Consider the following 13,618-nt stretch of genomic DNA (forward strand, 5'->3'; position numbering starts at 1 on the left):
CGCTGGGGGAAAGTTATGAAGCATACGACATTTTTTATTTTGGGCCTTGTTACGGCCGCGACAGGCGCAAACGCAGGCGGCATGGATCGCACAGGCCAATCTATTGCACCTATTTTCGAAAATGGGACTTATGTCGAACTGAGCTATGGATCCGTCACACCAAGCGTGTCAGGGACACTTGGCGTCGGCTCAGGATCCATGGCACCTTCATACAACCGTATTGCCGGCGCATATAAACGCGATCTATCTGAAACCTTATCTATGGCACTAATCATCGAACAACCCTTCGGTGCCGATGTAGATTACCCAACGGGCACCGGTTACGCCTTGGCTGGGTCAAACGCAAAGGTCACGACGACGGGCGTCACGGCCTTGCTGCGCTATAAACTGAGTGATCGCTTTTCTGTTCATGGCGGGATCAAACATCTGACCACACACGGCGAAGTCGAATTGCCGTTTGCGGGTTACGCCATGTCGACCACCACAGAATCTGATTGGGGATATCTCATTGGGGCGGCTTACGAAATTCCAGATATCGCGTTACGCGCATCGCTGACCTATAGTTCGGGCACAGACATCAAGTTCACGGCCACTGAAACCCTTTCTGGTGTTGGAACTGTGGCCTCGGAACTGGACGTCACATTGCCTCAGTCGGTGAACTTTGATTTTCAAACTGGGATCGCCGCAGACACCCTTTTGATGTTTACCGCGCGCTGGGCTGAATGGACAAGCACCACAATCACCCCCGTTCTGTACACAACCTATGTTGATCCAGGCGAAAACTTGGTGGATCACTCAGATGATACTATATCCTATAGCCTTGGCATAGGGCGCCGGTTCAACGAAAAATTGTCTGGGTCTGTGTCCGTTGGCTATGAGAAAACCTACGGTGGTGTTTCTGGAAACTTGTCACCGACAGATGGGTATACGTCTGTCACAGCTGGCCTCAAATATCAGATCAACACGCAAACAGCCCTATCTGGCGGCGCCTCTTATGTTTGGATCGGCGATACAACGACGAGTATCGCAGGCAACACCACAGATTTCTCGGACAACTCGGCCTTTGGATTTGGCTTTAAGCTTTCTCATACGTTCTAAATCCATCTGAAAACAGTTCCATAAGGCCCTGCTGATGCGGGGCCTTTTTTGTATCTGAAAGACATATTCATCGTTTTTTGTGATGAAGGTTTGCACAATTTCCGGTTTGCCAACACGACAGAGCCGCGTCACTGTCGCTCATCACGCAAAGGACGCACCCATGGCACCGCAAAAAGTAATTTCTCTGACCGCTTGGATCGGACTTGGCCTTATGGGGCTGTTTTGGGGCGGATCCTTTTTGTCGATAGAATTGATGCTGCGCCAAATGCCTTTTGAAACATTGGTCGCGCTGCGCATTTCTGGCGGAGCTGTAGCGCTTTGGGCTTATGTATTGATCCGCGGTTATGACATCCCCCGTGCTCCGCGCATTTGGATCGCCTTTTTGCTCATTGGCTTCATAAACGTGGCGATGCCTTTTGGTCTAATCACCTGGGGGCAGCAATATATCACCTCGGGACTTGCTGGCATCTTGAACGCCTCGACGGCGCTGTTTGGGCCGATTGTGGCGACACTGGTCTTTGCTGATGAACGTCTGGGCCCGCGCAAAGCCATTGGCGTTTTGTTCGGCTTTTTCGGCGTTGCCACTGTGATTGGGCTGAATGCGATCCTCAGTTTTGATCTGACGTCAGCGGGACAACTCGCATTGCTTGGCGCGGGCATTTGCTACGCCATTGGCGCCAGCTCTGTGCGTGTCCACCTAACGGGCATCCCCCTTGAGGTCTCAGCCGCAGGCATGATCGGCGGCGGCGCGGTGTGGATGGTGCCTGTGGCGCTTTATATGCACGGGGTGCCTGAGTTTGCCAGTTTCAACAGCATCACGTTAGGCGCTTGGGCCTATGTGTCGCTTATTTCCACTGGGCTGGCCTATTTGATTTTGTTTTATGTAATCAAATCGGCAGGATCAGGAAACGCCACGCTGGTCACTTTGCTCGCGGCCCCTGTATCGGTGATTTTGGGCGCGGTTGTGTTGGAAGAAACCTTGCATTTTGAGGCCTACATCGGCTTTGCATTGATCGCTTTGGGTCTCTTGATCATTGATGGGCGTCTTATACGACGATTAGGGCTTAAAAATCTGGCTTAAATGCAGCTCGAATAGCCGCCCTCTTGATCCTATGCGCTGTGCGTGGCACTCAAGACAAAACTTAAAGCGTTTTGCGAAGAGGACAGCCGATGATCTATGAAAACAGTGAGGCTTGGTTTGCAAGCCCGCACAAACGTGTGGTATTTTTCGCCATGTCGGGCTTGGGGAAAACCCATATGTCGAGCATGCTGCGCGCCACAGGTCAGTGGTATCACTATTCCATCGATTACCGGATCGGCACGCGCTATTTGAACGAGGCGATTGACGACAATCTCAAACGTCTGGCGATGCACGAACCCTATTTGCGTGAATTGCTGTTATCCGACAGCGTTCGCATCAAAGCCAACCTGAGCTTTGACAATCTGTCACCTGTTTCGGGCTATCTGGGCCAACCGGGGAACGAGACCTTGGGCGGTTTGCCGATTTCCGAGTATCGCCGTCGCCAAGAACAGTTCCGTATTGCTGAAATGGCAGCTTTGATGGACACCGCTGCGTTTTTGGAAAAATCACAAAACCTGTATAACTACCCAAATTTTGTTTGCGATACGGGCGGGTCTATCGTGGAATGGGCGGATCCTGAGAACCCAGATGACCCGATCCTTAAATCTCTGTCTGAGCAGGCTTTACTGGTGTGGATCAAAGGCTCAGATGCGCACACAGACGAATTGATCCGCCGGTTCGACACCTCACCCAAACCAATGGCTTACCGTCCAGAGTTTTTGACAGACTGCTGGGAAGATTTCATCAAAGAGAACGGTATCGAAGAAGACCGCGTAAACCCATACGATTTCATTCGATATTCATACAAACGTTCGATGGTATCGCGTCAACCACGCTATGCCAAAATGGCCCAATGGGGTGTGACCGTTGATGCAGGCGTTATGGGCGCCGCGAAATCCGCTGACGATTTCGCCGCCATCATCGGCGCCGCGCTTGATGAAAAAGCTTTGAACACCTAAATACACAGGCTCACCACTTGCGCCTCAACTGTACAGAAAGCCAATCCAATGCCCATCACCCTGCCAGAAACACTGCCCGCCTTTGATGTCCTGTCAGCTGAGGGTGTTATGGTGATGGGGCTTGGGCGCGCTCAAACACAAGAAATTCGCCCCTTACGCATTGCTTTGCTCAATCTAATGCCGAAAAAAATTCAAACCGAAAACCAGTTTGCCCGTTTGATAGGTGCCACGCCGCTGCAAATTGATTTTCAGCTGATCCGCATGAGTGAACATCAAACCAAAAACACGGCTGCGGAACATATGGCGCAGTTTTATCGCCCTTTTGATGAGGTCAAAGCCTCTGGCGAAAAGTTTGACGGCTTGATCATCACGGGCGCCCCGATAGAACATCTGCCTTTTGACGACGTGACTTATTGGGGTGAACTCAAAGAAGTGTTCGACTGGACCCAGACCCATGTGCATTCCACATTTGGCGTGTGCTGGGGTGGCATGGCGATGATCAACTATTTCCATAGTGTCAAAAAACACATCCTTAAGAACAAGGCTTTTGGCATATTCAAGCAAAACAATCTCGCACCTTCCTCGCCTTATTTGCGTGGATTTTCAGACGAATGCAACATTCCTGTCAGCCGCTGGACCGAAATGCGTATGTCTGAAATTGAAGCTGCACCAGGGTTGGTTCCTCTGCTGGGCTCAGATGAAACTGGCCCTTGTCTTGTGCAAGATACCGATCACCGCGCGCTCTATATTTTCAACCATTTCGAATATGATACTGGCACGCTTCACGAAGAGCTGATGCGCGACAAACAATCGGGCAAACCGATACTTTTGCCGCAAAACTACTATCAAGACGATGACCCAAGCAGGCGTCCCGTGAACAAATGGCGGTCTCACGCGCATCTTCTATATGGCAATTGGGTCAATGAAATCTATCAATCGACCTATTATGATATGGACAAAATTGGTGCTTAGCACGGTCATCATTCTGGCTTTGATCGCGGCCGTGACCTTTGGTCTTGCGCGCGAAAAATTGCGGCGTGCCGAAGATCTTGCACCCATGCGCGGACAATTGGTCACCGGTATTGGCGGTGCAACTGTGCATGTGGAAACCTATGGTCCTGAGCGCGCACAACCGTTGATTATGATCCATGGCATGTCTGGGTCGACCTATGATCTGACCCACTCCTTGCTGCCAGAGCTTGAAGATGAATTTCGCATATATGTCGTTGATCGCCCGGGTTTTGGCTATTCTCCCATGCTTGAATACGGCGAAGACTTGCAATCGCAAGCGCGCGCCATTCGTGAAGCCGTATTTGCCTTAGACAGTCGCAAACCGATTGTGCTCGGCCACTCCTATGGTGGGGCCGTTGCACTTTCGATGGCGCTCGATGCGCCTGAATCTCTGGCTGCATTGGTGCTTTTGTCTTCGCCTTCACAACAATGGCAAGGCGCTCCCGCATTATCCTATCGTCTTTTGACCACACCAGTTATTGGCCCGATTGCCGCGTGGTTGATCGCAGCTTATACGCCAAAATCGTACATTTATACCCAAGTTGAAGATGTCTTTGCGCCGCAATCCGCCCCTTTTGGGTATATGGAGGCCTTCCAACCGGTGATGGCGCTGCGTCCGAGCACCTTTTTGCTCAACGCGCGTCAACGGATCGCGCTCAAAGCGCAATTGGCCGACATGGAACGACACTACCCAACAATAGGTATGCCCGTTGAAAGTGTTCACGGCACAGCTGACCCCATTGTACCGCATCTGATCCACGCCATTCCATTAGACAACCAAATGCAAGTGAACCGCCTGATGGAAATTGGGGGTATTGGCCATATGCCACATCATTGGGCTTTAGAAGATGTGGAGCACGCAGTCTATCGCGCGGCATCGCGCGCAGCACTGGATTAACAGGGGCGCTTTTGACCGTGGCTCATTGCACTGCCTCAGCAAACGCCCCATATTAAGCAAAACACGGCCCAGAACCACACGAGCGAGGCAATCTATGATCGAGTTACCTTTTGATGGCGGCATCTCAAATTTCTACGACACAGAAGCCCCCGCTGATATTCGCGAAGCTGTGGAAAGGGGCGGCAAAAAAGATATTTTATCCCCAAGCTATCCGTATGAAAAATGGATGAAAAAATCCGACTACGAATCTGAAATCAAAGCGCTTCAACGTGAGTTGGTGAAATTCCTAAACGATGTGACCACCACCGGTAAACGCGTCGTTGTGGTTTTTGAAGGCCGCGACGCGGCGGGCAAAGGCGGCACGATAAAGCGATTTCGCGAGAACCTGAACCCGCGCTCGGCACAGGTTGTCGCCTTGTCAAAACCTTCGGACCGCGAACAAGGAGAATGGTATTTTCAACGCTATATCAAACACCTGCCAACAAAAGGTGAAGTGGTTTTGTTTGACCGATCTTGGTACAATCGCGGTGTTGTGGAAAAGGTGTTTGGCTTTTGTAGTGACGCGGAACGTATACACTTTTTCAATCAACTACCGTCTTTTGAACAGATGCTTGTCGATGACGGGATATTGCTGTTCAAAATTTGGTTGAACGTTGGCCGTGCCGAACAATTGCGTCGTTTTTTGGATCGAGAAAAAGACGAATTGAAACAATGGAAACTGTCTAGCATTGACGTCAAGGGCCTGTCCAAATGGAACGCTTATACAGATGCAATCACCGAAACGCTTGCACGCACGCATAGCAAAGCCGCACCATGGACCGTTGTGCGTTCTGATGATAAATATCGCGCACGACTGAACGCCATTCGCGCTGTGCTGAGCCAGATTGACTATCGTGACAAAAACTTGGACGTCGCCCATGCACCCGACGATAAAATCACCGGTGGGCCCGAGATGTTGGACACGGGGCCTGAGACCTAATGGGAAAACGCGGTTATCACCATGGCAATCTGCGACAAGCGCTTGTAGATGCAGCGCTGACCTTGATCGAAGCCAAGGGGCCGACCGGATTCACCCTGTCTGAAGCCGCCAAAACTGCCGGCGTAACGCCAGCCGCAGTCTATCGCCACTTCGAAGGACGCGAAGATTTGATCGCTGAAATTGCGCGTCAAGGCTATGAAATTTTTGCCGACCTGCTTGAATACGCTTATGAAAAGGGTCAACCTTCGGATCGGGCCGCTTTTGAAGCGACGGGGCGCGCCTATTTGGCCTTTGCCCGAAAGTACCCAGGTCATTATGTGGCAATGTTCGAAAGTGGTATTTCGATCCAACGCACCCCAGAACTGTACCAAGTGTCGTCGCGCGCCCTTGGTGTTTTAGAAAAATCGGCGGCCAAATTATCCGAGCACATTCCTGCAGACAGGCGTCCCCCACCGCAGATGTTTTCTGCGCATATTTGGGCGATGAGTCACGGTGTAGTAGAACTTTTTGCCCGCAATTCGCCTGGAACCAAAAGCCCTTTCCCACCCGAAGACTTGCTAGAAACAGGCATTGGAATTTATCTGCGTGGGCTTGGGCTTATTCCGGCAGACGAGTGAGCGACTGTTTCATGCCGTAAAGCATTTGCCTTAGTCTTATGTGATGTTATGTGCACGTGAAAACACAGACATAACGCGGGCGACCATTTTTGGCGTCACACTGCGTAGATTGGCTTCAAAGGCAGGAATATCTTGCGCCCAGGTGGTGACCAGCTCATAGGATGGAAAATAGTCTATCGCACTGTATGTGTTTGATATTTCCCCGGCTGCTGCCCGTAAAGCTGATTTTGAATATGTCGTGGCTGCCAAAACATGATCGTTTGATGCCGTAGCGGTCAACGGCACGGGCGAGACCGTCAAAAGCAGTTTAATATCGGGATTGATCGTTTTGAGGGCGCTATAGATGGCGTCCAAATCTTCCACCAATTCATCAAATGTGAAGTTGCGAAAGCGGTAGCGCGCAGGATCGTAATCACCCGCGATCACACCGGGGGCCAACGCCATGACACGCCCCGCTTGGTCATCCATCCACGCCTCGGTCAACCCGAGGGTAAATACGAAGATATCAGTGTCGATCAGCAGTTGGCGCACACAGGCCAAATGCGTACGACGTTGGTCCATTGCAGCGCTCAGGCTGTCAAAACCGTCAGGTTCAACGCCAGGACGCAGCGCATCGAAAAAGCGGCTTTCCTTTTGCCAAAACAAGTCTGCGTGCACGCAGTCATGCGCCGCATCATTTAGCAATTCACGCAGCTGGCGCGGCGTGTAGATATTGCCGTAGCGCGCGGAATAAATGCCATAGCTGAGGCGTTTTGCATCATCTTCGCTCAGACCCGCAGGCGCAGGTTCGGCATCGAGCACAGTCATGCCCTGCCCTTTAAGCGTGCGGCCGATGTATTGCGCGAAACAACTGCCCGCCGTGGCGATGGCCATCTCTGCGGTGATTGGAAATTTGGGTTTGCACAAATCCAGCCAAAGCGTTTTGTCAGTGTCAACAACACCCGTTCGCCAATAGGCGTCATCGGCCAGATTTGAATAGGGGGATGTCACTTTAAAGATGCTCCGGTTGTCTTAAGCATAAGTATGCAACGCATCATTGGCGAAGCCAAGAGCGCGCTTTTATTTGTAACCCTATCAAACCAAAAGAAAAAGGCCGCCCGAAGGCGACCTTTTGAAACTTGGGATGACCAAGGGCATAACGCCCAAGACCAAAAGCGATTAACGCTTGGAGAACTGGAAGCTCTTACGCGCTTTTGCACGACCGAATTTCTTACGCTCAACAACACGAGAGTCACGTGTGAGGAAGCCAGCTGCTTTCAAGGCGCCGCGCAACTCAGGAGTGTAGAGTTGGAGAGCTTTGGAAATACCGTGCTTAACCGCACCAGCTTGACCAGACAAACCGCCGCCTTTGACTGTTGCGAAGACGTCGAATTCGCCTTCAACACCAGCAACGGTGAATGGCTGACGCAAGATCATTTGCAGCACTGGGCGTGCAAAGTATTTGTCTTGGTCTTTGCCGTTCACGACAACTTTGCCGGAACCCGCTTTGATCCAAACGCGTGCAACCGCATCTTTACGTTTGCCTGTGGCGTAAGCACGACCAAGCGCGTCACGAACGGGCTCTGGAAGGGCTTTCACTTCAACAACTGTCTCACCAGCAACGCCGTTAAGCTCTTCCAATGATTTGATTTCATCAGTCATGATTATGCGCTCCGAGTGTTTTTAGAGTTCATTGACTTAACGTCCAGAACGGTTGGGTTCTGAGCTTCGTGTGGGTGCTCTGTACCAGCGTATACACGCAGGTTCGTCATTTGCTGACGGGACAGTTTACCACCTGGAAGCATACGCTGAACAGCTTTGGTCACAACGCGCTCAGGGTGTTTGCCCTCGAGGATTTGTTCCATAGAACGCTGTTTGATGCCACCTGGGTGACCCGTGTGCCAGTAGAACAATTTGTCGGTGCGTTTTTTACCTGTGAGCTGGATCTTGTCAGCGTTCACGATAATAACGTTATCACCCATGTCCATGGACGGTGTGAAAGATGGCTTGTGTTTGCCACGAAGACGCATAGCGACGATAGACGCAAGACGGCCAAGAACAACGCCTTCAGCGTCGATGATGATCCATTTTTTGTCTATGTCCGCAGGCGTAGCGGAGAAAGTTTTCATAGGACTACCCTTAAAAGGTCGAGAATTCAGATTGGGGTGTTCTATAGGTTTAGCGGATGCAGTCAAGGGTCCGCGAATTGAATTAAACATTGCAAAACAATTACTTACGAAATAGGTATTATTTTACCCCAATAAACCGCCTCTATTTCTATGCAACAGCAGTCTCAAACCACAAAATACCTGTCTTTGCCGACCAAAGACGTCAAAACCATTTCTTCACAATCCTATAATAGCACCGACATGTATAAGTTGCACAAGAGAGTGGCAAACAATCATTAATTTTGGTATACAAAGGTATACACCCTTCACTTCTGATAGAGAACGTTCTACGAATATCTCAAGTGACCTCAGACATTTCAGGAGCCTGTCGATGAAAAAGATCAAGGTAGACAACCCAATCGTAGAGATGGACGGCGACGAGATGACACGGATCATCTGGCAGTTCATTAAAGACAAGCTGATCCTGCCCTATCTTGATCTAGAGCTTCTGTACTACGATCTTGGCATGGAAGAACGCGATCGCACTGACGATCAAATCACCATCGATGCCGCGATGAAAACCAAAGAGGTCGGTGTCGCGGTGAAATGCGCGACGATCACGCCTGATGAGGATCGCGTTAAAGAATTCGGTCTTAAGAAGATGTGGAAATCGCCCAACGGCACCATCCGCAACATCTTGGGCGGCGTTGTCTTTCGCCAACCAATCATCTGTCAAAACGTGCCCCGTCTTGTGCCGGGCTGGTCTGATCCCATCGTGATCGGTCGCCACGCTTTCGGTGACCAATACAAAGCCACCGATTTTCAGTTTCCGGGCGCTGGCAAACTGACGATGAAATTCGAAGGCGAAGACGGCACGATCATCGAACGCGAGGTCTATGACGCGCCCTCCGCTGGCGTTTACCAAGCCATGTACAACCTCGACAGTTCGATCCGCGACTTTGCGCGCGCGTCGCTGAACTATGGCTTGAACCTTGGCTGGCCTGTTTACTTGTCCACCAAAAACACCATCCTCAAAGCCTATGACGGGCGCTTCAAGGATCTATTCCAAGAAATCTATGAAGCCGAATTTGAAGAGAAATTCAAAGAAGCAGGCATTTGGTACGAACACCGCTTGATCGACGACATGGTCGCCTGCTGTATGAAATGGAACGGCAAATTTGTATGGGCCTGTAAGAACTACGACGGCGATGTACAGTCTGACACCGTCGCCCAAGGCTTTGGCTCACTGGGCCTGATGACCTCTCAGCTGATGACCCCTGATGGCAAAATCGTCGAAGCAGAGGCCGCACATGGCACCGTGACGCGTCACTACCGCCAGCACCAAAAGGGCGAAGCGACATCCACCAATTCCATTGCGTCTATTTATGCATGGACAGGTGGTTTGAAGCACCGCGCCAAGCTTGACGACAACGCAGAATTGCTCAACTTCGCTGAGACTCTTGAACGTGTGATCGTCGATACGGTCGAAAGCGGCTTTATGACAAAAGACCTCGCATTGCTGGTTGGCCCTGATCAAAAATGGCTCACAACGATGGGATTCTTAGAAAAAATCGAGGAAAACCTAAACGCAGCTCTCGACGTTTAAGCCTCTAAATAAAACTACAAAAAGGGTCTCAGGTCGTTCTGAGGCCTTTTTATATGCCGAACACCGGCTTGCTCTCACTCATAGTCACAGGATTAAATCAGTTTAAGCGTGCCCCACTTCGGGGCGCTTTGTTTATCTTAGAAAGAGACAGCTACGCCCACTTTCATCATGGCTATTGGCATGGGTTACATGCACCAAGCGCATAGGCTTACCTCTCACGCCCTTGGGGCCCTGTCGGCGCTTGTCGGGCTGTCACTGCTGTTTGGCTAGCACTTGATCGTGAGGGGCGGATATCGTTCAAATTTTCGGAAAAATGTCTGCGAGATCTGCCTTACTTTGACTACAATATTTAGGTTCAATTTTATCTGTTAGCTTGGATTTAAGGCTCCAATACCTATCTTCTGTTCACCACCACGGAAAACAGAAGGTTTCCCGCTATGCAAATCTCCAATGCCTATTCTCAGGCAGCACAAACCGCATCATATCTTGTTGCAAATCGCAGCGACGTCATCAATGGCGAAACAGAACGCGCATCCCCTAAGGCTGCCCAGTCTGATGATGCACCTAAAAAACGCCCATCGGCAGATGCCGTTTTTGCCAAATACGATTTAAACGATATTTCACCACGCGACATCGATACAATGTCCGAAAAATTGCGCGCATCAGATTTCGATGATGTGGGCTTTATTCTTGGATTAGAAACGCGTGGCGAAAAATGGCGGTCCCATATGATGGAATCGCTGAGCAGTGCGGGCTATGAATTTGAGCCCAATTACGACCCGACAGCCTCGACAGATGTGATTGCGTCGATCAAAGAACAGATTGACATGTCCACGCGGTCCGGCAATTCGACAGAGTTTTTGAATGAACAACTGTCGAAAATGGAAGATCGGAACGCAAAAGCGCATCCGCAGACAGCCCCCGAAGGGACGTCCCCCCAAATGGCGCAAACCTTGGTGCTTTTCCAAGCACAGCGTGTCTGGGTCGAATAGCCCACGCCAAATCCGAGTGCGGTTGATCTAAAACGGATCAACTTACCTCACGAGACGCTAGACAGGTCAACATTACTGTCCCATAGTCACACTATGCCAGCACCTCATCCCCTGCCTAAAAACCCGCCCAAACATACCTTGCTTGAAGACATTCAAGGCTTGACCATTGGCTTGATCACCACCGCCATCGGGTTAAGCTTTATCGCGCAGCTTGGGTTCTTGACGGGTCAAACGGCAGGACTGGCTTTGGTGATTTCCTACATGACGCATATGTCGTTTTCATGGGTGTTTTGGTTGATAAACATCCCATTCTACATCTTGGCCTATGTTCGAATGGGCAAAGAGTTCACCATAAAGTCCGCCCTATCGGTCACAGCTCTATCAATATTGATGGCTTATATTCCGCCGCTGATGACATTTCAGACCCTAAACCCGTTTTTTGGAACTATTGCTTTCGGCGTACTAACGGGCTTTGGGTTGCTTGGCGTTTTTCGCCACAAATCCTCGCTTGGTGGCTTGGGCGTTTTGGCGCTGATCGCTCAAGATCATTTTGGCATCCGCGCAGGACTGGTCCAAATTGCTTTTGATGCGATCCTTTTCGCAGTTGCGTTCTTTTTGTTTGATGCGCATGTGGTGATATATTCATTGTTTGGTGCTTTGATCTTGAACGGCGTGATTGCATTTAATCATCGCCGCGACATCTACATCGCCAACTAAGCCTTAAAAACGAGCCATACACTTTATGTCAAAATCCGATGCAAACCCAACCAAGCACTCGAAGTTCGAAGACGCTCAGGCCTTTGTCTATGGGACCGCGATGTGCGCCCTTGCTTTGATGATGCTCAAAACGCTTGGGTTAATCACAGGACAAACAGCTGGATTGGCGCTATTGATATCCTATTTGATTGAGGCGCCTTTTGGCATCGTCTTTTTTGTACTCAACTTGCCATTCTATTGGTTCGGGTACAAACGTATGGGGCTGACGTTCGTGATTAAAACGCTGATCTGCGTTGCGTTAATTTCAGTGTTTACCGAGATTTTTCCGCGATTTATTTCATTCGAGACACTCAACCCCGTTTTTGGCGCCATAATGATCGGGTTTATGACCGCCTCTGGCCTAATGGCGATCATTCGCCATGGTGGCTCTCTGGGCGGGGTCGGTATTATGGCGCTGTATATCCAAGACGCGTCAGGCTTTAAGGCCGGATATGTACAATTGGCCTTTGATGCGGTTTTATTTACCGTCGCGGCCTTTATTTTACCGCTGGATTTGGTGGGATACTCTTTGCTGGGGGCTGTTGTCACCAATGTAGTGCTTGCGATCAATCACCGTCGCGACCGCTACATCGCCACTTAAGAGATACCAGTGAAGGCCAAGCTATTGCTCGGCCGCCAGTTTTTTAATGGTTGTGATCCGGTCGGAATTGGACGGATGGGTGGAGCGCCACTCAGAACCGCCATCGCCGTGCTCACCGGACAGCGTCTCAAAGAACTCGGCCAAGGCGGCCGCATCATATCCCGCAGCATGGGAGGTTTTGACGCCAATGATATCGGCTGAAGCTTCGTGCTCGCGCGAATAGGCCAAGGACGCCAAAGCGCTGCCCTCAAGCAAAACATCCTCAAGAATAGGACCAACATCCCCCGCCATCAGTGCAACGAGCACATAAATAGACATGGACCTGTAAAGCTGGCGCAGGCTGTGTCGCTCTGACACATGCGCCAGTTCGTGCCCGAGAACGCCTGCGATAATGTCAGGATCACTAAATTTTTCAACCAAGGCGTCTGTCACCACGACCGTCCCACCCGGCAAAGCAAAGGCGTTTGGTCCGATTTTATCTGCCTTGCGAAACTCCAGCGTATAGGCACCAAAAGGAGCGCGAGGCGCGTGGGTTTTAATGTTTTCAAACACATCACGCACCATCTCTTGATCGGATTGGGACAGTTCTGTCGGGTCTGCAAATAGCCGATCCATCGCAGCCAAATTGCCTGTGTCCATCGACGAGACCAATACAGCGGGCGTCAACGCGATGGCACCGGCGACCAAAATGCCCAAGCCCCATTTCCAGATAGCCAAGATACCAAGACCGCACATCACGAGAACCGCGATCAGCCGCGGATGCCAAATCTCGAGATTTGACAACCAGTTGTCGTCTGCAGGTCCTAGCAATAGATCAGCACCTTTGACGTCGTCAGTGTCGAATGTCCACATTTCACGGTGGCCTCAACTGGTCGGCGCAACACTTTAATCTTTAGGAAGAGATGGAGTGTTTTAAATGAAGTACCGTACCAG

General features: G+C 50.6%; 15 protein-coding genes. 11 read left to right on the forward strand and 4 right to left on the reverse strand.

The window, feature by feature from the left end; all coding sequences use genetic code 11:
- Positions 1-15: 15 nt before the first annotated feature.
- From WNY38_RS02800 to WNY38_RS02830, 7 genes are all read left to right on the forward strand, one after another.
- Positions 16-1,098: a hypothetical protein gene (locus WNY38_RS02800; protein WP_342855781.1), complete on the forward strand. Its 1,083-nt coding sequence runs from the start codon at positions 16-18 to the stop codon at positions 1,096-1,098.
- Between the two features lie 160 nt (positions 1,099-1,258).
- A complete protein-coding gene (locus tag WNY38_RS02805) occupies positions 1,259-2,179 on the forward strand; it encodes a DMT family transporter (protein ID WP_342855782.1) in 921 nt (306 codons plus the stop codon).
- 89 nt (positions 2,180-2,268) lie between these two features.
- Entirely contained in the window at positions 2,269-3,138 is an 870-nt protein-coding gene (locus tag WNY38_RS02810; protein WP_342855783.1) for an ATPase, read from the forward strand.
- Between the two features lie 48 nt (positions 3,139-3,186).
- Positions 3,187-4,110: a homoserine O-succinyltransferase gene (metA, locus tag WNY38_RS02815; RefSeq protein ID WP_342855784.1), complete on the forward strand. Its 924-nt coding sequence runs from the start codon at positions 3,187-3,189 to the stop codon at positions 4,108-4,110.
- Positions 4,103-5,047 carry an alpha/beta hydrolase gene (locus WNY38_RS02820; protein ID WP_342855785.1) on the forward strand — a complete coding sequence of 315 codons (945 nt, stop codon included), beginning with the start codon at positions 4,103-4,105 and terminating at the stop codon, positions 5,045-5,047. The genes metA and WNY38_RS02820 overlap by 8 nt, the downstream gene beginning before the upstream one ends.
- A 97-nt stretch (positions 5,048-5,144) precedes the next feature.
- Complete coding sequence (gene ppk2, locus WNY38_RS02825; protein WP_342855817.1) at positions 5,145-6,026, forward strand: polyphosphate kinase 2; 882 nt, start codon at positions 5,145-5,147, stop codon at positions 6,024-6,026.
- Positions 6,026-6,643: a TetR/AcrR family transcriptional regulator gene (locus WNY38_RS02830; RefSeq protein ID WP_342855786.1), complete on the forward strand. Its 618-nt coding sequence runs from the start codon at positions 6,026-6,028 to the stop codon at positions 6,641-6,643. The genes ppk2 and WNY38_RS02830 overlap by 1 nt, the downstream gene beginning before the upstream one ends.
- 36 nt (positions 6,644-6,679) lie before the next feature.
- On the opposite strand, the gene WNY38_RS02835 is transcribed toward WNY38_RS02830, so the two are convergent.
- From WNY38_RS02835 to rplM, 3 genes are all read right to left on the reverse strand, one after another.
- Positions 6,680-7,633, reverse strand: coding sequence for a GSCFA domain-containing protein (locus WNY38_RS02835; RefSeq protein ID WP_342855787.1), 954 nt, complete (start codon positions 7,631-7,633; stop codon positions 6,680-6,682).
- A gap of 168 nt (positions 7,634-7,801) precedes the next feature.
- Positions 7,802-8,284: a 30S ribosomal protein S9 gene (gene rpsI / locus WNY38_RS02840; protein ID WP_342855788.1), complete on the reverse strand. Its 483-nt coding sequence runs from the start codon at positions 8,282-8,284 to the stop codon at positions 7,802-7,804.
- Positions 8,285-8,286: 2 nt separating this feature from the next.
- A complete protein-coding gene (rplM, locus tag WNY38_RS02845; protein WP_342855789.1) occupies positions 8,287-8,751 on the reverse strand; it encodes a 50S ribosomal protein L13 in 465 nt (154 codons plus the stop codon).
- Positions 8,752-9,121: 370 nt separating this feature from the next.
- Between rplM and WNY38_RS02850 the strand changes: the two genes are divergently transcribed.
- From WNY38_RS02850 to WNY38_RS02865, 4 genes are all read left to right on the forward strand, one after another.
- A complete protein-coding gene (locus WNY38_RS02850; protein WP_342855790.1) occupies positions 9,122-10,336 on the forward strand; it encodes an NADP-dependent isocitrate dehydrogenase in 1,215 nt (404 codons plus the stop codon).
- Positions 10,337-10,773: 437 nt separating this feature from the next.
- Positions 10,774-11,328, forward strand: a complete 555-nt coding sequence (locus WNY38_RS02855; RefSeq protein WP_342855791.1) for a hypothetical protein — start codon at positions 10,774-10,776, stop codon at positions 11,326-11,328.
- 93 nt (positions 11,329-11,421) lie between these two features.
- Positions 11,422-12,045, forward strand: a complete 624-nt coding sequence (locus tag WNY38_RS02860) for a YitT family protein (protein WP_342855792.1) — start codon at positions 11,422-11,424, stop codon at positions 12,043-12,045.
- 25 nt (positions 12,046-12,070) lie between these two features.
- Entirely contained in the window at positions 12,071-12,685 is a 615-nt protein-coding gene (locus WNY38_RS02865; RefSeq protein WP_342855793.1) for a YitT family protein, read from the forward strand.
- 21 nt (positions 12,686-12,706) lie between these two features.
- Here WNY38_RS02865 and WNY38_RS02870 read toward each other — a convergent pair whose 3' ends face one another.
- Positions 12,707-13,537, reverse strand: coding sequence for a M48 family metallopeptidase (locus WNY38_RS02870; RefSeq protein WP_342855794.1), 831 nt, complete (start codon positions 13,535-13,537; stop codon positions 12,707-12,709).
- Positions 13,538-13,618: the final 81 nt, after the last annotated feature.

Source organism: Pacificibacter sp. AS14, assembly GCF_038899935.1.
Classification (GTDB): domain Bacteria; phylum Pseudomonadota; class Alphaproteobacteria; order Rhodobacterales; family Rhodobacteraceae; genus Celeribacter.